This window comes from Glaciecola sp. 33A (genome assembly GCF_002836745.1).
Classification (GTDB): Bacteria; Pseudomonadota; Gammaproteobacteria; order Enterobacterales; family Alteromonadaceae; genus Glaciecola.
In genome coordinates, this window is sequence record NZ_PJAR01000042.1 from 242,777 (window position 1) to 261,860 (window position 19,084).

At 40.1% G+C, this 19,084-nt stretch carries 16 protein-coding genes; 10 read left to right on the forward strand and 6 right to left on the reverse strand.

The annotated features are described in order from the left end of the window. Positions 1-160: 160 nt before the first annotated feature. Positions 161-670 carry a DUF2937 family protein gene (locus CXF81_RS13730; RefSeq protein WP_101181908.1) on the forward strand — a complete coding sequence of 170 codons (510 nt, stop codon included), beginning with the start codon at positions 161-163 and terminating at the stop codon, positions 668-670. A gap of 337 nt (positions 671-1,007) precedes the next feature. Further along, entirely contained in the window at positions 1,008-2,270 is a 1,263-nt protein-coding gene (locus tag CXF81_RS13735) for a DEAD/DEAH box helicase (protein ID WP_101181909.1), read from the forward strand. Between the two features lie 36 nt (positions 2,271-2,306). On the opposite strand, the gene CXF81_RS13740 is transcribed toward CXF81_RS13735, so the two are convergent. Next, entirely contained in the window at positions 2,307-3,461 is a 1,155-nt protein-coding gene (locus CXF81_RS13740; protein ID WP_101181910.1) for a flavohemoglobin expression-modulating QEGLA motif protein, read from the reverse strand. A 243-nt stretch (positions 3,462-3,704) separates the two neighbouring features. Next, positions 3,705-4,061, reverse strand: a complete 357-nt coding sequence (gene hpf / locus CXF81_RS13745; protein ID WP_101181911.1) for a ribosome hibernation-promoting factor, HPF/YfiA family — start codon at positions 4,059-4,061, stop codon at positions 3,705-3,707. A gap of 319 nt (positions 4,062-4,380) precedes the next feature. Here hpf and CXF81_RS13750 point away from each other — a divergent pair, with 319 nt between their 5' ends. After that, on the forward strand, positions 4,381-5,262 hold the full coding sequence (locus tag CXF81_RS13750) for an alpha/beta fold hydrolase (RefSeq protein ID WP_101181912.1): 882 nt from the start codon (positions 4,381-4,383) through the stop codon (positions 5,260-5,262). Positions 5,263-5,301: 39 nt separating this feature from the next. On the opposite strand, the gene CXF81_RS13755 is transcribed toward CXF81_RS13750, so the two are convergent. Together CXF81_RS13755 and CXF81_RS13760 are read right to left on the reverse strand one after the other, a co-directional pair. Continuing rightward, positions 5,302-6,228, reverse strand: a complete 927-nt coding sequence (locus CXF81_RS13755) for a sulfotransferase family protein (protein ID WP_101181913.1) — start codon at positions 6,226-6,228, stop codon at positions 5,302-5,304. A 132-nt stretch (positions 6,229-6,360) separates the two neighbouring features. Next, positions 6,361-6,540, reverse strand: coding sequence for an SEC-C metal-binding domain-containing protein (locus CXF81_RS13760; RefSeq protein WP_101181914.1), 180 nt, complete (start codon positions 6,538-6,540; stop codon positions 6,361-6,363). Positions 6,541-7,705: 1,165 nt separating this feature from the next. Here CXF81_RS13760 and CXF81_RS13770 point away from each other — a divergent pair. The 7 genes from CXF81_RS13770 (at position 7,706) to ung (ending at position 16,905) form a co-directional block, all read left to right on the forward strand. Continuing rightward, a complete protein-coding gene (locus CXF81_RS13770) occupies positions 7,706-8,941 on the forward strand; it encodes a hypothetical protein (RefSeq protein ID WP_101181916.1) in 1,236 nt (411 codons plus the stop codon). Next, positions 8,938-10,245, forward strand: coding sequence for a hypothetical protein (locus CXF81_RS13775; protein WP_101181917.1), 1,308 nt, complete (start codon positions 8,938-8,940; stop codon positions 10,243-10,245). Before CXF81_RS13770 ends, CXF81_RS13775 begins: the two co-directional genes overlap by 4 nt. Positions 10,246-11,081: 836 nt before the next feature. After that, positions 11,082-11,252 (forward strand): hypothetical protein, encoded by a 171-nt coding sequence (locus CXF81_RS19925; RefSeq protein ID WP_157825566.1) that lies wholly within the window; start codon positions 11,082-11,084, stop codon positions 11,250-11,252. A 92-nt stretch (positions 11,253-11,344) separates the two neighbouring features. Then, the gene (gene thrA / locus CXF81_RS13780; protein ID WP_101181918.1) at positions 11,345-13,810 is read left to right on the forward strand and encodes a bifunctional aspartate kinase/homoserine dehydrogenase I; all 2,466 of its coding nucleotides are present in this window, start codon (positions 11,345-11,347) and stop codon (positions 13,808-13,810) included. After that, positions 13,810-14,763, forward strand: coding sequence for a homoserine kinase (gene thrB, locus CXF81_RS13785; RefSeq protein ID WP_101181919.1), 954 nt, complete (start codon positions 13,810-13,812; stop codon positions 14,761-14,763). The genes thrA and thrB overlap by 1 nt, the downstream gene beginning before the upstream one ends. Positions 14,764-14,865: 102 nt before the next feature. Further along, positions 14,866-16,149, forward strand: a complete 1,284-nt coding sequence (gene thrC / locus CXF81_RS13790) for a threonine synthase (protein WP_101181920.1) — start codon at positions 14,866-14,868, stop codon at positions 16,147-16,149. A 144-nt stretch (positions 16,150-16,293) separates the two neighbouring features. Further along, entirely contained in the window at positions 16,294-16,905 is a 612-nt protein-coding gene (gene ung, locus CXF81_RS13795; protein ID WP_232771941.1) for a uracil-DNA glycosylase, read from the forward strand. A 176-nt stretch (positions 16,906-17,081) separates the two neighbouring features. On the opposite strand, the gene CXF81_RS13800 is transcribed toward ung, so the two are convergent. Together CXF81_RS13800 and pgi are read right to left on the reverse strand one after the other, a co-directional pair. Next, entirely contained in the window at positions 17,082-17,258 is a 177-nt protein-coding gene (locus CXF81_RS13800; protein WP_006015476.1) for a DUF3545 family protein, read from the reverse strand. Between the two features lie 171 nt (positions 17,259-17,429). Then, positions 17,430-19,082 (reverse strand): glucose-6-phosphate isomerase, encoded by a 1,653-nt coding sequence (gene pgi / locus CXF81_RS13805; RefSeq protein WP_101181922.1) that lies wholly within the window; start codon positions 19,080-19,082, stop codon positions 17,430-17,432. Positions 19,083-19,084: the final 2 nt, after the last annotated feature.

The window sequence follows — 19,084 nt, forward strand, 5'->3', positions numbered from 1 at the left end:
GCGTTAACTTAAGCTAGATTAACATGTATTGTATACTCTGATAACACGTTGTCACTGTCGCGGCCTTGCTTAATAAAGTCCTTATTATATATTTTATATAAAGCGAGTGCAGACAAAGGGCAATTAGCAACTGCCCACGCCAAGTTAAGTAGGAATTACATTGATATTTAAAACACTCGACAAGCTATTTTTTGGCATCACATTAGTTTTGGCTCTTCAAGTGCCTCAGTTGGCTGATCATTACCAACAGTTTTTAGCGGGCATGCATGAATCGAGTCAATGGCAAATTAATGGCTATCAACAAACTGCCAAAAAATACAATTACGCTTCTGTAGACGCTATGATTGAGCATCATCTGCAAAATGCAGTTCCTAGCGTGCGCGATGACGCAGTTCAGAAACAGCAAACCATCATTAAGTATAATGAGTTGAGTGAAGGACTCGCTGTTTTCCAAAGCGGCAATATAATTCAGAAGTTGCTCTATATGCTCTCCCCAAGTGGCTGGCAATACATAGACAATACGTTAGAAAATTTTTCATTTGGTTTACCTATTACAACCGAAGGTATTCTATTTGGTGTATTATTTGGCTTGTTTTTGAACCTCCTTATTAGTGCGCCATCATCGATGATTGCAAAGAGACGCCGAGAGCGAAAAAACAAAATGGACTAAAAAAAGGAATCGTAGACAACTGACTTTTCAATTTTTTTATAAAGCTTTATAACGCTGCGTTATTATCAACGCTTATGATTAAACGCTATTAATAAAACAGTGTTATAAAATGCATAGCTAACAGGGTCTCCAGAGGTTTTTTTTTGAAAAACCGCAACTTCTAATGGCCTGCTATTTGCACTTATAACGGTGTTGAGCAGAAAAACATCATTTAATCCCACCAAATCGTATAAAATACTGTATATTCCGCATTCATTTTTTGACTGTAGCCAGTGGTTATTGGTCTTTCATGCCATTAAACGACTACATTACAGAAAACTGCTACAGAGGACCCCACATGAAATTTTCAACTTTAGGCTTACATCCATCACTTGAGCAAGCTATCGAGTCTTGCGGATACAGCGAAATGACGCCTGTTCAAGAATTATCGATGGTGAAAGCGCGTCGTGGTAAAGACTTGCTTGTGCATGCCCAAACGGGCACCGGTAAAACAGCTGCTTTTGGCCTGCCTGTTTTGCAGCAAATGCTTGATACGCCTAAAGCAACTATTTCAAGTAGCCCAAGAGCGCTTATTTTAACGCCAACCAGAGAGCTTGCTGAGCAACTTGCCGAGGCTATCGGTAGTTATGCTCAATTTACGGCATTAACCGTAACCGCATTATACGGTGGCGTGAAAATGGCCGGGCAGATGAGCAAACTAAAACAAGGGATTGATGTTCTTATTGCAACGCCTGGTCGTTTACTTGAGCACATGGCATTGAATAACGTGACTTTGGCGAACGCCGAGTTTGTTGTGCTTGATGAGGCTGATCGCATGTTAGACATGGGCTTTATTGCTGATGTGAGTAAAATTATGCAGCACACGGCGAAAAAACGCCAAACTCTCTTATATTCTGCAACCAGTTCGCCGGCAGTAAACGAGTTGTGCCACAAGATCCTAAACAATCACACTGAAATTCGAGTGAGTAGAGCTAATGCAGCTGCTGACACAGTAAACCATGTAATGTACCCGGTTGAAGAATCACGCAAAATTGATTTATTTAAGGTCTTGCTGAAAGAACAAAATTGGTTTCAAGTATTGGTTTTTACGAGTACAAAAGAGCAAGCCGACAAACTCATGGCGGCACTCAAACAAAGCAAAATTGAGGCAGCAGTTTGTCACGGTGATAAAAGTCAGGGCTCACGTCGCCGCGCACTAGCAGATTTTAAGTCAGCCAAGCTTCAAGTGTTAATTTCAACTGAAGTTGCGGCACGAGGACTAGACATTCAAGGTTTGGATTTTGTGGTTAATTACAATCTGCCTTATTTACCTGAAGATTATGTTCACAGGATTGGTCGTACGGGTCGCGCTGGAAACTCAGGTAACGCAATTTCATTTGTCAGTCGTGAAGAAGAACGCACGATAAGTCGCATTGAGACGCTTATTGGTACTTCTATTAAGCGAGTCGTAAAGAAAGGCTTTGAAGTAAGCAACCGTCAAAGCTTGTTGAAAAGCATCTCAAAGAGTGGGCGTCCTAGTAAAACCAACAAAGTGAGTAAAACAGATATTACGGGTGATAAAGTTAAAGCGAAGAAACGCAATACTTCTAAACGGAAGTAGTACGTTTCGATTCTTAAGCGTTTTTTATTGCATGCCTTATCTTATCGCATGCGCAATGTATTGTTTAATTTCGCTTAAGCTATTTGGATTTTTGAATATATCAGACACATACTGAGGCTCATGTAACATGCCCTTAGTTATCAATCGGCTAATTTGCGGTAAATAATCAATCGATGTTTTACCCGCAAATAGCAAATTGAAGTTCGGCTCGTTTTCATACGCGTTCAGCATTTTATGAAAACCTTGCATGTATAAATAATCTTTCACAAAACCGCCACCTCTGTATATGCGTGAACATACCGCAAAGGCAATATCGTTACTCGAGCCATATTCTTCTTTGAGCATTAAAAAACTTCTTCTGAAGCTTTTTTCTTTTATCATGGATTGCACTGCGACTACCCGCAAGGCCAATATTTTCAAACGTTTGATGGTTAAGTTATCGGACAAGTATTCACTTAAAATAGCCAAACCTTCTTGCGTCATGGTATTCAGCGGGTTACCTATTTCTAGTATTCTTAACGGTTGCAGTCTTGCGTTTAATGTGGTCACTAAATGCACGCCAAGTTCATGTTGTGCCAAGGCATTGGTGTCACTTAGAGAAAGCTTTGCGTTCTTGTTTAATTTAAGTGTGTTGCCGGATACTAGCGCATTTGCGAGCATGTTTTCTTCGATCTTGAGATTGTAGGGCAAGTCATTTTTTCCAGCAAAATCGACTAATATTTTTTTGATTTCCTCAAATACTAAAGCGTCCTCATTTTCCTCATTTAGATTATCAGGTAAATGCAGGATGAATTTTGCGTTACCGATGTCTTTTTGTGTTGGCTCACCAAAATACCGAAGAGAATCATATATGAAGTCACTCGTGCCAATAGAGTTGAATTGATCTACTTTGTCTAAATAGCTATTAATGGTGTCAAAATAAATTTCCGTAAGGTCTTCATCAACGACCTTTTCAAGAGGTAAGTTTAGCAACCTCCTTTTGGTTGCAAATACGTCTAATTTACTTCCCTCATAAGTGAACTCAGGCTCAATTGAAAAGTGACTATCAAAAAAGGTTTCTTTTTGCTGGTCAAAATTAGTCGGATTTACTGCGCTCAAAATATTGATTTTTTTTGTGATATCGTAAAACTCTCTGTCAAATTCAATTAATTCTTGAGAGATTTGTGGCTTACCTAGAATGACCTCTGTCACTTTTTATCCTTTGATTTTCGGAAGTAATGCTGCGCGCACGGGTGGTCAAATACAGTGGCCTTACATTTAATAATATTACCTTTTGTACGCGCGAATCTGTTTTTTGAGTGGTAACTTGTATCGATTAGTCGGTTAGGCGGGGGGTAGTTTTACTATCAGCATAACTTTCTTATGAACGTTTTCTCTAGTGTTGCGCTCAAGTTCTTAGCTTTAACCTGAGCGCGTTTACCACATGGAGATGACTTAGCTTAGATCCATATCTTGGATAATTTCATGAGCAATTTCTGGTGTGGTCACTGTCGGTTTATCATGTAAATCGCCTTTTAATTGGCCTTTTCGGTGCTTAAGTGCGGCATCTAATTTTTTAATGGCTTGAGTAACGGCCGGATACATGACGTCATTTTTGCCTTTTACTGCAATACTGCTGCCTTCATATTTAGTGGCAACCTCGGCGCTGTACTCTCTGTGCTCTTTAGTCACAATGACATCTACGGCGATAAGGGTAGGGAAATGGCTCTCTATTTTTGAGAATTTTTGCTGAATATCTTCTTTAGCTGACTCGGAGATATCGCAGTGGTGACCTGAAACATTTATTTTCATAGGTTTTCCTCTTTGCTTTGATTACGTTTTTTATTGTTCTCACTATATAGCTTGGGACAATATAAGAAAAACACAAGGTATTAACTGTTTTTTTTACTCTGATGACTTGAAACAATTGGATACTGGAAGATAGGTCAGTAATGCCGCCTGTCTCGTGTTCGCGCGCTGAGTTGCTAGTTGCATGAAGTCCCTATTGTCCGCAGTCAGTTCTGTTGTATCGATCTCGGATAGCGTTTATTCTTTATACCCTAAAACGTCGACAACACCACGAAAATCAGCATGACCACGACGATAACCAAGCTCACGAGGCGAGATATTTATGACTACTCATTCATTTGGCGAAAACAGTACGTACATTCTACCCACCAAAAACGATGAGGCCCTTCTCGTTCGCAAATGGAATGCAGCGCAGACGACTAAGGGGATAATTATCGCGATCCATGGCGGAATGGCTCACTCGGGGGACTGGAATGTGGTAGCCAAATTCTATAATCAGAAGGGGTATGAGCTGCATGCCATCGATCTTCCAGGCCATGGAACCTATGCCGAAATAAATGCGGGTAAAAGAAACTTACTTGATATTAAAACATTTGATGCTTATTTACAGCATATCCATGATCTCATTAACGCTTCACAAAACGATACTCAGGATCTTCCAATCTATATTTTTGGCCATTCGATGGGTGGACTGATCGCTTTGCTCTATGGGTTAAGTTTAGACAAAAACCAAAAAAATATCCGCGGTTTTGGAATTTCTTCACCTTGGCTCAAGAATAAGACGGGTCCACCTATTCCAGCATTTATTGTAAATATACTTGCAAAATTTTTTCCCACTTTGCCAGTTTCATTAAAAATTGATTTGAGCCAGTTGACTCATGACCAAGCAGTGTTGAAGCGACATCAGCAAGACATCGACTCTGGACTGCGAGGCGGATTTGCCACTCCTCGTTTCGCTAAGGTCTCCCAACAGGCCCAAGCAAAACTAGCAATAGAACTCTCGAACTGGGCAGATTATCCTCTAGCTGTGGCCATTGCTGGAATGGATCATCTGGCAGACGCTCAGTTCACTAAGACTCAAATGGAACGTATCCAGTCACCGCTAGTTCAATACCGTTATTATGAAGAAAACCTGCATGAGAACTTTAATGAAATAAATCGAGAGGAGGTTTTTCAGTACCTTTTCGACTCACTTAATATGTAATTAGAAGGTAATGAAGAGCGCGTGTTTTAAATCGTAAAATTAAAAATTTATAGGCTTAAATAACTGCAGGACTCTTTTTTTAGATGCTTCATCAATCAATATGTCATTTGCATAATTTTCAAGCACAGCATTGATTGCTTTTAAGTGAGGCATCAAACGTGTTTTGTCTTTTGCTTTCATATTATAGTGGTTTATGGTTCTTAGTAATTTTATTGAAGCACTATTTACACTATTATTTTGTCTCGGAGTCGGATTGTCATGAGGAGTCGCGAGCCCTAATTTCCGTATGACTTCTTGTACCACATCACCTTCATATTTAAACACTGAAATGTTATTTTTACCAAACACTGTTTGGCATTCTGTAACGAAGCCTTGATAATCTAAATGTTGAAAAAACCAGTTAATATTTAACATTTCAGCAAAGGATAAGTCTTTGCCATAACATGGGTTGCCGACAACTTGGGGGTTGCGAATACATTGTTTGTAGTAACTTTCAATAAAACCTAAGGGTTCACGAAACCACACCCAGACTTCAATATCGAAGCGTTTACTCAATTCACCTAAAATATCTTTTGATTGGCTAGGGAAATCCCACCAGTAATTATAAATACCTTCAGATGACAATATAATGGTGTGGGTGTCGCTTTTAACTTGTGAGATTATATTCCTAAAATTTTCTAGCAAGCTGTCCAAATTTATCGTCACTAAATTCTTCTCAAACCATTGGTGTTTTGGTGCTGCAGTGTTCTGTAATTTATCAAGATTATGTGGATAAAGGATCCCTTTTCCTCTGAGCTTGCGTTGTTTTTTATTAAGGTAGGTTTGTAAGCTGGTGGTGCCAGTTTTTGGTGTGCCAACATGAATGATCAGCTTGAGTTTCTGCAGTTTAAGTTGCGCTAGAGATGGCTTAAGTGGCGCTAACAACGCAGTTAATTGTTTAATAAAATGAAGCTTCGATTTTTCCATCTCGATATATAAAAACCTTTAATTAGGGCGGGTCAAAGAGTGAGCTTATTCTAATCTGAGATATTAATACTAATCTGTAAATGGCCTGACTCACCATTTACAGCGGTACTGAGAACCTAAGCGTTGCTGCTCTTACTTATTTCCGCAACATTTCTTGTACTTTTTAGCACTGCCGCAGGGGCATACATCGTTACGGCCGATTTTAGCGCCTTCCCTAATAATCGGCGTTTGTGGCTCGTGGTGATGCTGATGGTTGCAATTTGGACCATGAACATGACCTTCGTCGTCATTTATTTGTTGTTTGGTTGTCATACTTTTTCCTGATTAAATATAAGCTATCTTTTATTTTTGCATAATAACAGATTGGATAAAAATCAAAAATGATTAAGTCAGATAATTCCAGATAATGGAGGGTAATCGCAGGGTCGGGTGCCCGCTACCTAGTCAAAAACATTCGAAAATAACCCTAAGATTCTTGAAACTTTGTTTTCCGTTCTTATAGGAAGCGAGGAAGAACCGGAGCTAAAAGATATCATTGAAATATTGTCTTCGAACCTCAGAGAAGTGATCTTCCCCTAAATCTGTAGACATTTTTTAACTACAACTTAAAATTCCCAATCTATAACTATTATTCCCAATCTATAGTGTCGCTGATCACCAGATGATCAGCGATATTATAGATTGGGAATTAATCGCTCTGGATGCCCTATTCTTTAACTTCGATAATATAATTATAGATTGGGAAAAGTAACCGAAATTCAACTAATTTATTTAAGGCTAATGTTATAGATTGGGAGAAACGTTCAAAACAAACCGTACTTTTTATTACCTGTATGTCTCCAGTGGGCAGAAGGAGACATATTACATTTCGTGTATGGGACTGAACAATAGATTAGCACCAAGCAAACAAATACACCCTCTACGATTACTTAACTTTTGCAAAGCTTTACTTCTCAATATTAATTATGTAATTTGACAAGGGCGGAGTTAAAGGAAGGGACTAATTAATGAAAAAGGATTGCTCTGAATGCAACTCTCATTCGTTCAAGATTGGAATTTTTAGGACATGTATTTTAAGGAGAGGTTTTTTTAGCGTTCCTATACAACTAACGTGTCCGAATTGTGGCGCTCATTTCGATGTCAAAGTAAAAACGCCAATCATAGTTAGAGCAACATCCGCTATTGGCTTCTCCATTTTATTTGCACTTTTAATACTATCTGACGTTCTTTTGCACAATTGGTTAATATTTATCGCCATGTTTGCATTCTCTATCACACACGCCATTCATGAGTCTACATACATTTCTCTGGAGCTTTCAGGATTGCGCAGAAAATTAAAAGATAAGGGAGTGAATATCGACACGCAAAAAGCAGCGAATTTACGTAAAGACGACCACAGCAGCAATTTACCGTATTAACTTTCTGATATAGTTTTCGAATTAAATTAAGGATTAGGGGGCATAATATCCGATTAAAAATGAAAATTGTTGTATTAATCACTCTATTCTTTGTGAGTTTTTTTATTAGCTTCTTTAGCTATGAGCCATCACAACCAAGTCATCCTCTAACTCTGCTTGAAGTAAATAATAGCAAACTTCAACAAGCTAAAAAGCCGTTGAAAAAAACAGAGCAAACTGACGCTGCGGAATTGCTAGATGAATTGAGTCTACAAGAACTCGCTTTATTGGTAGACGGCAGTTTTTTTGATTTCAATCCATGGCTTTCAGCCAAAGTCAGTAACACCCTAACAAGCTTTGGCTATTTGCAATTGCGAGGTGCCTATGAGCGTTTAAGTAATAGTAAAATGGCGGGAAAACACCAGCTCATGAACCTAATCGTATTGAGTATGGCTGCACAGTCAAGTATTGATACGCTTGAATATTTGCTCAAGATACCTGATGACCGGGTAACATCGCGACACATCTCACAAGTTTTCAAAAACGCAAGTAATCAAAATGCCAGCGACATTGCAGAGTGGATCTTGTCAAAAGATTACTATGCAGTAATAGAAAATAAGAATTTTGCTGTTGATGAAGTATTTGCAAAGGTTGCTCAACAATCACCTGAAACAGCGCAAGCCTACTTGCCACGTGCACACATTCATTTAAAACAACACATTATTTCCGGTTTGATAAGTAGTTTCAACGAATACCAGCAATATCAGTCATTGCTTGATTATATATCCATTAATGAACATGAAGTATTCAGGAAAATGGTAATGGATAGTATGGCTTCAAAATATCCAGAGCAGACTGCCAACTGGTTAGCCAACAACACAAAGCAAGACTACTCGGAATCTGTATATAGAAATATTTTTATGGCTAAAGTACAAAAAGATTTCACAAAAGCAGCCAACTGGTATTTCGAAAACGCTACCGATGATAAGAAAATGGCGATTGACACGGTATTCTTTAGTGGCCGAAAAAACTATAGCTCTCAAACAATGTTAGCGTGGGCAAAGAGCTTACCCATTGAACATAGTAATTATGCAATCGGGAAATTATTGTCATGGCTTGTAGGTGAAGACAATGAGTTCGTAATGGAGCATTACGAAGAGGTTCAAGATAAAAATCAGCGATTTACAATAAGCTCAAAGTTGTTCAATACCATCCGGCGTGAAGCCCCTGAATTATTAGATGAATTCATTGATAATTCCGAGTTCTCAAAGGAGTGGCGTGAAAGGCATGCCCAATATGAGGCTGGTGGACTATGAGAAAAACCATCTATGTTGGGCTGTCATTGATAACACTGCTAATCGGTGCATACTTGGGTAATATTTATGCCATATTACATTCAAAAGGCACCTTAAAAGAGCATAAGGCTAGCGAATTACATATACAGAAAAGCGACTCCCGCATTATTAATAATCCTGCTGACAGACTGGAGCGCAGGGCAGATGACTCGCAAGAAACGAATTTACCCGAAAACTTAGTAAGGGCGATATCCAATGATAATTCAACACAACAGGCAATATTGATTTATCAAAGCTTGTCAAAAATGTCACAACAAGACTTAGTACCATTAATTGCCAGTATAGACAGCTTCGAGAATATTTCTGCGGACGATAAATCGTTAATATTCATTATGCTGTTAGCTAGAATGGCTGAAATTTCACCTGCGTTTAGTATTGAATTGAGCATTGAGAGCTTGAATACACTAGCATTACCCGTCAACAAGCAAGTTGTTATGAATAGCATTTTTACTATCTGGTCAAAAAATGCACCCGCTGAAGTGTTTAAATATATATCAACACAAATACAATATCGCTCAGACTATTTAGCATTGCTTTTTCGACATTGGTCAGCCAAAGATTTTCCACAAGCCTTGCTAGCTGCGAAGGAACTGCAAAAAAATTCCGTAGAGGCATTTTATGGCATGGTGAATGGCAGCAACACTTCGGGCCACTTTAGCCAATTATTACCGATAATTTGGGCTGAACAAGATGAAGAGTTAAAGAAATTGTTCTTTCGAAGGTGGGCTGCGGTTGATGCGATATCAGTTGCTGAATGGTTGGCAAACAATACAAAAATTGGCGAAGCAAAAAAGCAGAAAGAGGCAATATTCTCTGCGTTAATAAGACGAGACTTCAACTACGCCATTGATTGGTATTTTGCCAATACAAACGATAGTTTTTCTAATCCAGAGTTTTCAGGCTCAAACTTCTATGATTTCATTACGCCATCTCAGTATTCACAAGTTTTTGATTGGTTACTGTTGCAAGACTTAGCAAATTTTAAGACAGGCGTAAATTGGATTAAGAGGATTGAATACAATGTTTCTGTAAATGCTGTTAAATACGATATTGATATCGTTAAGCGCTATCTATCATATCTCATTGATATAAGTAGAAAGTGGGAATTAAGTTTATTTGTGTATAAAGCGTTAGCTAAACAGAACGTTAAAAATGCTAAAGCTTTTTTGGAGGAAACGGGTTTAACAAGTGATACAAGGTTCATATCGCAAGTAGAAGCTATTGACCTGCAATTAAACACTCCATGCATTGGATATTGTTACTAATACACGTTGACAATATAGCAATCAGTATAGTTCGAGCTAGGGTACTTGGTATTAAAGTCTGCCAAAAAAAGACTCCATCAACGACTCTTCTGTAAGCCCTAGTTAGCCCTTAAAATATCGATTCAGCACTATTCTATTATTGTCGGTGAGAGTAAAATTTGATTGGTAGTTTTGGCCCGCCGCAGCTTATTTTTATAACAAAAACTGCCCAAACAAATATGAACGGGGCATGTCTTCTTTGCAGTTAAGCAGTCCTAATTATCATGAGCCACATTTAACCATCATCAGGTTTTCTGAAACCGACCCACAAAAAAAGCGAACTTAATATAAGCTCGCTTTTAATTAACGCTTCAAATTCCCAATCTATAATAGAATTCCCAATCTATAACTATTATTCCCAATCTATAATAACGTTTGTCACCAGAACTCCATTAAAAATGGGGGGATTACCTAGGGACAGGAGCAAATCACATTTCAATTTCCATCAACATCATTGTTAAATGCTGGTGGAGAATCTGAGCATATCCAATCTCTAGGTTTCAGAAACTACTAATTTCACTGAATATACAAATCGACGGGATAAAATAAAAAATTGCAAAATTCCCAGCTAAATTGCTAATTTTGATCAGAACAATAATGCGAATTTAAGCTAAATGTATGAAAAAATTAAAATTCCCACAGTTTGCTAATTTCCCAAGTTAAAAAGAAATGATCAAAAATATTCCGTTTTCCCTAAAATCAAGGTTGACATATAGACGTCTATACGGCAAATTGAGCGCATAAAATAAGAATAAAACTAACGACAAAAAAGTTAAACTGAGAGGGTTGAACTACGCATGGTTAACATTGCACGAAAAAACGTCAATATAACTAGCCATGCCAGTGATAAATTACCTCGCGCAGCCTATAGTGCTGTGAGTCATTTTGTAGCAATTATCATCACCACAAGCATGATGCAAACAATGACCAGTATGATGATTACCATGCCATTAAGGGGCAGTCGTTAGCTTTTGCGTATTAAGCAGTTAACGAAAGCCCGCCAAAAGCGGGTTTTTTTGTATGTGGCAAATATAAGCTCATTTAAGTAAAGGAGAGATACATGAAGGTTTTAAAGTTTGGTGGTTCGAGTCTCGCTGACGCAACTAGGTATATGCGCGTGCTAGAGATTAGTACCGATACACACCAAACAGAAGGTGCTGCCGTCGTGTTATCTGCACCCAAAGGGGTGACTAATGCTCTTTCGTTACTATGTGAGCAAGCTCAGTCAGGTGCTGACTACGGAGAGCTCTTCGCAAAGTTAAACATGACCCTACATGCGATTGCTGACGATTTGAACGAGAGCTTAGATAATTTTTCTTATCAGCCTCTTAGCGATTTTATCACTGAAAAGCTATCGGTCCTTGAGCAGCAACTCAAGGGCATTGCACTATTAAAAATATGTCCTGATCAAATCACCGCGGCCATCTTGAGTTTGGGTGAATATGTTAGCGTGCGTATTTTTAGCGAAATTTTAAATGCAAAGGGGCTCCGCAATAACATCATTGATCCCGTCGATTATATTATCGCCCACGGTGATTATCTTGACAGTATTGCCGACTTAAGCGCCAGCAAAGCCCGTTTTTCTGATGTCGATACCAGTGGCGCCTCTCTCATCATCATGCCTGGTTTTGTTGCGATTAATGAACTCGGCGCAAAGGTCACACTAGGTCGCAATGGATCGGACTACTCTGCCGCAATATTAGCAGCCTGCATTGATGCTACCTGCTGCGAAATTTGGACCGACGTTGATGGTGTCTATAATGCGGATCCTAATCAAGTAGATGGCGCTGTTTTACTGGATAAATTAACGTATCAAGAAGCCATGGAACTGTCTTATTTTGGTGCTAAAGTACTGCATCCAAAAACCATCGGTCCTATTGCTCAATACAGCATTCCTTGTTTAATCCGCAACACCTTAAATCCAAGCGCGCCGGGTACCTTAATTAGCCATGAAGCAAGCGAGAAATGGACAAGTGTGAAAGGTATTTCTCACCTTGAGAATGTAGTGATGTTTAACATTGCAGGGCCAGGTATGAAGGGCATGGTTGGTATGGCTAGCCGGATTTTTGATGTCATTTCTACGGGTAATATTTCAATTAGTCTGATTACCCAAAGTTCATCTGAATACAGTATCAGTTTTTGTATTCAGAATAAGGATGCTGACCGTGCGCTAGAGTTGTTAGAAGACAGCTTCGCGCTTGAACTCATTAATCAACTACTCGAACCAATTGAAGTGCGCCGAGAACTCGCTATTGTCACCTTGGTTGGTGATGGTATGCGTCAGTCACAAGGAATGGCGGCAAAGTTTTTTGGCGCCTTAGCGCAAGCTAGAGTGAATAATGTAGCAATTGCACAGGGTTCGTCAGAAAGGTCAATAAGTACCGTGATTGAAAACTCGAAAGCCAAGAAAGCGGTAAAAGTGATACATCAAAATTTCTTTACTAAAAAGCATACCATTGATGCATTTTTGGTAGGGTGTGGCAATGTTGGTCAGGAGTTACTTCGGCAAATTGCACAGCAACAACCGGCGTTGATGGCTAGAAATATTAGGCTAGAAGTGTTTGGTGTCGCTAACAGTCGAAGATTGTTACTGAATAACAACGGCATTGATTTAAACTCAGATTGGAATGCTGAGTTAGAGAAAGCCGATGAAGCATTCTCTGTCGCTCGTATTCATCAGTTCTCGAATGACAACAGCTTAGTAAACCCAGTGATTATTGACTGCACGAGTAACGAGTCGATTGCAGACTTGTATGTGGAAATGATGAATTCAGGTTGTCATGTTGTTACGCCAAACAAAAAAGCCAATACGGCATCCATGGCTCAATATAAAAAACTGCAACGTACTATGCAGAAAACTAACCGACAATATCTTTATGAAACCACGGTAGGCGCTGGCTTACCAGTCATTGATAACTTGCAAAAGTTAGTCTCGGCGGGCGACGTGCTAGAAAGTTTTGAGGGTATATTATCAGGTTCACTGTCTTACGTATTTGGCAAGCTTGATGAGGGCATGAGCTTATCCGAAGCAACCCTAATAGCGAAAGAGAATGGCTTTACAGAGCCTGATCCCCGCGACGATTTATCCGGCATGGATGTGGCGCGTAAACTACTTATTATGGCGCGTGAATCCGGCATGGAGTTGGAACTTTGTGACATTGAAACTGAATCTGTTTTACCGCCTAACTTCGATGCTACAGGCACTATTGATACATTCCTCGCCAATTTACCGTCGTTGGACGCAAACTTAAAGGCCAGAGTAAATAGTGCGAAAGAGGCAGGTAAAGTGTTGCGTTATGTTGGTTCAATTAAACAGAATAAATGTAAAGTTTCTATTCAAGCCGTCTCGCTTAATCATCCCTTAGCGACAGTAAAAGACGGTGAGAATGCACTCGCTATTCATAGCAAATATTACCAGCCTATTCCGTTTGTTATTCGCGGCTATGGGGCCGGCGCTACGGTAACAGCAGCAGGTGTATTTGCTGATGTACTTCGCACAATGCCTTGGACTCAGGATTTCGGATAATGACTCCAAAAACAACAAAAGCATTTGCACCCGCATCGATTGGCAATGTCAGCCTTGGTTTTGATTTGCTAGGTGCAGCATTGCAACCTATCGATGGTACGCAACTAGGTGACTGGGTTGAGGTAACCGACGCTGATGTATTTTCACTCAGTGTGGATGGTAACTTTGCCGATAGACTGCCCCCCGGCATTGAAAACAATATTGTGACCAAGTGCTATACTTTTTTTCAAAATAAATTAACATCTATACATAAAGCGCAACTCAACGTTAAGTTACATTTGCACAAAGCGCTACCTATCGGTAGCGGATTAGGATCAAGCGCGAGTTCGATCGTTGCTGCTTTCTATGCGTTAAATGAACATGCGGGTAAGGCGTTTTCTGAAGATGCTCTTTTGACTATGATGGGCGAATTAGAAGGTCAAATTAGTGGTAGCGTGCATTACGATAATGTGGCCCCGAGTTATATCGGTGGACTTGTCTTGATGACTGGCCAGGCCTCACCGGTTGCTGCTAAACTGCCGTGCTTTGATAACTGGTATTGGGTCGTGTGTTACTCTGGTAAGACGGTTTCGACGGCTGAAGCTCGGCGATTGTTACCTAAACAATATGCATTATCTGATACGCTTAATTTTGGTCGTCAACTTAGCGTTTTTGTACATAGTCTTTATACCCGAAATGAAACGCTAGCAGCGAAAATGATGACTGACGTAATTGCTGAACAACATAGAAAAGTGCTATTGCCTCGCTTTGATGATGCGCGCGAGGCTTGTATGAACAGCAATGCATTGGCATTCGGTATTTCAGGGTCGGGTCCAACTGTTTTTGCTATCGCCAGAGAACTTGACGAAGCAAAAATCATGCAGGCATGGTTAGAAAAAGAGTATGTTCAGAACAGTGATGGCTTTAGCCATATTTGTCAGTTAGGTGATAAAGGCACAACTCTTATTACCTAAGGTGTTTAATTCGACAGAATGAAAATAGCGAAGGCGGCATGTAACAATAACGTGCATTGCTAACTAAGCCATTAGCCGAACAAAAAAACAAAGGTTTCAGACGTGAATTTAGTCAATTTAAAAGATGCGAGTGATAAAGTAAATTTTGCCCAAGCGGTAAAAAAAGGCTTGGGTAAAAACCAAGGATTATATTTTCCTGAGGAGATTATTCCTTTTGATAATATTGATGAAGTATTGGCTTTGCCATTTGTTGAAAGGAGTATTCGTATACTTAAGCAACTCATTGGTGATGAGTTACCCGATGACCTGTTGAGCAAAATTGTCACTACCGCATTTCAGTTTGGTGCGCCATTAGTGACGGTGACTGAGAACATTTATAGCTTAGAGCTTTTTCACGGTCCAACACTGGCCTTTAAAGACTTTGGCGGACGTTTCATGGCACAAGTTCTAGCTAATATTAGTCAAGGTGAGCCAATTACTATCTTAACCGCCACCTCTGGTGATACCGGTGCTGCGGTTGCTCATGCATTTCATGGCATTAACAATATTCAAGTTGTGATTTTGTACCCTAAAGGCAAAATTAGTCCGCTACAAGCAAAGCTGTTCACTACGCTGGGTGGTAATATCCACACTGTTGCTATCGAAGGTGACTTTGACGGCTGTCAGCAATTGGTGAAGGCGGCATTTGATGATCCTGAAGTGCGTGAGGGCTTACACTTAAATTCCGCGAATTCAATTAATATTAGTCGTCTGCTTGCACAAGTTTGTTATTACTTTGAAGCACTTGCGCAGCTACCCAAAAAGCAACAAGACAAAGCCGTATTTTCAATACCCAGCGGTAACTTTGGCAACCTAACAGCAGGTATGATTGCTAAGTCACTGGGGCTGCCAATTAAGCGTTTTATTGCAGCGACTAATTTGAATGATACTGTACCGCGTTATTTGCAAACGGGTGAATGGACACCTAAGTCCACGATAGCCACCATATCAAATGCAATGGACGTTAGTCAGCCAAATAACTGGCCTCGTATTGAAGCGTTGATTGAGCAGGGCTATATAAATAGAGACTGTCTAACAGGCGAAGCGGTTGACGAAGAGTATACGCAAGTAGCTATGCGTCAATTAGCAAGCTTAGGCTATGTATCAGAACCGCATGCAGCTATTGGATACCGGTCATTGTCACGCTCTTTAGCTGCCGATGAAGTCGGCGTGTTTTTGGGCACAGCACATCCTGCTAAATTTAGAGAAACGGTTGAAAATGTATTGGGGCAACCCATTAGCTTGCCGCAACCGCTAGCTGATTGTGTGGGTAAACCAGAGTTTTCCGTGGATATTGAGAATAGCTACGAAGCGCTTAAGTCGCATATGTTTTCCATCTTAAAATAAGTAAGTTAAGGAGTGGCTTACATGCAGACTTGGGAGGCGCTTTTTGGTATTAATAATCTGCAGCAATGCCTTGCACAGAGTGTTAGCAATAATGCAGATAAAGGTAATACAACAGAGCCAGTGCGCGTGTCTTTGCGCGCAGGTATGCAAAGCGCTCTTAGTCATGTCGATAATGAGCGTGCTGTTGGCAGGGTGATTTTCCCTGTGCAGGCTGATGTATTTAATGCCTTCAAACTAACCACGCCGGCCAATTTGAAAGTGGTGATTTTGGGACAAGACCCCTATCACGGCCCGAATCAGTCGCATGGTTTGTGTTTTTCGGTTTTAGAAGGGAATAAAATTCCGCCCTCTTTACGCAACATATACAAAGAACTCGCTACTGATATTGCTCATTTTGAAACGCCAGAGCATGGCAACTTAAGTCAGTGGGCCCAACAGGGCGTGTTACTCCTAAATACAGTGTTAACGGTAGAGCAGGGACAAGCGAATTCACATAAAAATGTAGGTTGGGAGCAGTTTACTGACGGCGTTATTTCAACCATTAACAGCGAATTTGATAATGTGATTTTTTTACTGTGGGGTGCCCCAGCGCAGAAAAAATCAACGCTAATTGATAAACAACGTCATACTATTTTGACCGCTGTTCATCCGTCACCATTGTCCGCATATCGAGGTTTTTTTGGGTGTAGGCATTTCAGTATAACTAACCGGATTTTAAAGTCATTAGCAAAGACGCAAATCGATTGGCGCCCTTAATAAATGATAAGGCGCTTTTCTGTTGAAAATCAGGTCGCGTAGATTTTTAGCTCGAATTTACTAAGCTCCGCTATGTGCGTTGCTGGACGGGATTAGTCGAGTGTATATAAAATTGATTGAGTATAAAACAAAAATGCCACCCTAAGATACAATCTGTGGGGTGGCATTTTCGGTTGTTATCGCATCATTTCGTTTAATTCGTTCTCTAGGCTAGTATCCAAATCGCATAATTCTCTGTCGAGTTTATATTTGTCTTGGATTGCTTCAATCTCTCTCCATTTTCGCTTCTTGCTCTTAGTTTTAACTGGACGGGACTCTGTATCGATTATTGACATTAACTCGGCTCTTTCCACGTGTATCTCCTTATCGAAACCGTTTACTACATAACCAACTAACTCAATGAAGAGCATCTGTACTCTGCGCTCGTTATTAATATGTACCATAGGCGTTGCAAAATTAAAACACATTAATTAACTATTTGTTAACCTGCAGTTGCATTTTCATGACATGAACAGCGACTTATTTTACGATTTATTTTTTTGAGCCTGATTAAATTGAGCAACTAGTGCCGCAGTTGACGCGTCTAAATATTCATCACTCTTGTTACCTTGAATGACATTTAATACATCGTTACCCAACACTTTGCCTAGCTCCACACCCCATTGATCGAATGAGTTTACATCCCAAATAGCACCTTGTATTAATACTTTGTGCTCATACAAAGCGACCAGTGCCCCCAGTGTTTTGGGATCAAGTTGCTCAAACAAAAGCGTATTACTGGGTTTGTTTCCTGGCATTGTTTTGTGCGCAGCTAACTTTACACGTTCTTCATCAGACAAGCCCTCATCACCTAAGTCTTGGTAACACTCTTCAAATGTTTTTCCTTGCATCAAGGCTTGAGTTTGACCAAAACAGTTGGAAGCCAACATTGCATGATGTGTGTCATCTTGATTTTGTACCCTAATCGGCAACATGAAGTCAGCAGGGATGGGTAAGTTACTCTGGTGAATCAACTGGTGAAATGAATGTTGGCCGTTGGTGCCCTCACTACCCCAAATAATAGGACCTGTGCCGTGATCAACAGTCATGCCGTTTTGTGTGGTTGTCTTGCCATTACTTTCCATGTCAAGTTGTTGCACGTAGGCTGGAAAACCTCTGAGATAATGATAATAAGGCAACAACACATGTGACTGTGCACCCATAAAATTACGGTACCAAACGCCTAATACGGCCAATATCACCGCTAAATTTGACTCAAAAGGAGCCTTTTTGGTGTGTTCATCCATTTCGTAAGCACCTTGCAGCACTTGCCTAAAATTATCAAAACCAATTGCAAGGCAGATAGGTAATCCGATTGCAGACCAAAGCGAATATCTACCACCTACCCAATCAGCCATTGGAAATACATTGTCAGCAGCCATGCCAAAGTCAGTTGCGGCTTTTACATTTGAGGACACCGCAACAAAATGCTTAGCGATATCAGCCTCAGTGCCACCTTGCTGTAAAAACCATGCTTTTGCAGTCATCGTATTTTGCAGTGTCTCTTGGGTGTTAAATGACTTTGATGACATTACAAACAAGGTTTCTTCAAAATCACATTCGGATAAAACGTCTTGAATATGGCATGCATCAACATTGGCCACAAAACGCACATCCAACACCTTGTTTTTATACGGTTTGAGTGCTTCAGTGACTATTTTGGGACCAAGGAATGAGCCGCCAATACCGATGCAAACTACGGTCTTAATTGGTTTTCCAGTGCAGCCTTTGTGCGCGCCCGATTGGACGCTTTGTGTGAACGCTTTCATTTTGTCTAAGGTGGCTAAAACACTCGGCATGACGTCTTCGCCATCAACCATTACAGGATTACCAGAAAAGTTTCTTAATGCAGTGTGCAATACAGCACGATGTTCAGTGGTGTTAATAAGATCACCAGCAAACATAGCATTAATTTTCTTATTCACTTGACGTTGTTCGGCAAGCTCAAAAAGAGCTTTTAATACCTCTTCGGTAACCCGGTTTTTACTGTAATCAAGGGTAATGCCGCAAGCGTTGGTTGTGTACTTGCTTGCACGATTTTTGTCAGCAGCGAACCAATCTCGCATATGTTGGCGTTTTACACCGGCTGACAGTGCTTCGAGTGTTGACCATGCTTGGGTATGACGAATACGTTCCACAG

Coding starts and splice junctions, on each gene's coding strand:
- CXF81_RS13735 (WP_101181909.1), top strand. CDS start 1,008: ATGAAATTTTCAACTTTAGGCTTACATCCATCACTTGAGCAAGCTATC.
- hpf (WP_101181911.1), bottom strand. CDS start 4,061: ATGAAAATAAATGTTTCAGGTCACCACTGCGATATCTCCGAGTCAGCT.
- CXF81_RS13750 (WP_101181912.1), top strand. CDS start 4,381: ATGACTACTCATTCATTTGGCGAAAACAGTACGTACATTCTACCCACC.
- CXF81_RS13755 (WP_101181913.1), bottom strand. CDS start 6,228: ATGGAAAAATCGAAGCTTCATTTTATTAAACAATTAACTGCGTTGTTA.
- CXF81_RS13760 (WP_101181914.1), bottom strand. CDS start 6,540: ATGACAACCAAACAACAAATAAATGACGACGAAGGTCATGTTCATGGT.
- CXF81_RS13770 (WP_101181916.1), top strand. CDS start 7,706: ATGAAAATTGTTGTATTAATCACTCTATTCTTTGTGAGTTTTTTTATT.
- CXF81_RS13775 (WP_101181917.1), top strand. CDS start 8,938: ATGAGAAAAACCATCTATGTTGGGCTGTCATTGATAACACTGCTAATC.
- CXF81_RS19925 (WP_157825566.1), top strand. CDS start 11,082: ATGGTTAACATTGCACGAAAAAACGTCAATATAACTAGCCATGCCAGT.
- thrA (WP_101181918.1), top strand. CDS start 11,345: ATGAAGGTTTTAAAGTTTGGTGGTTCGAGTCTCGCTGACGCAACTAGG.
- thrB (WP_101181919.1), top strand. CDS start 13,810: ATGACTCCAAAAACAACAAAAGCATTTGCACCCGCATCGATTGGCAAT.
- ung (WP_232771941.1), top strand. CDS start 16,294: ATGCAAAGCGCTCTTAGTCATGTCGATAATGAGCGTGCTGTTGGCAGG.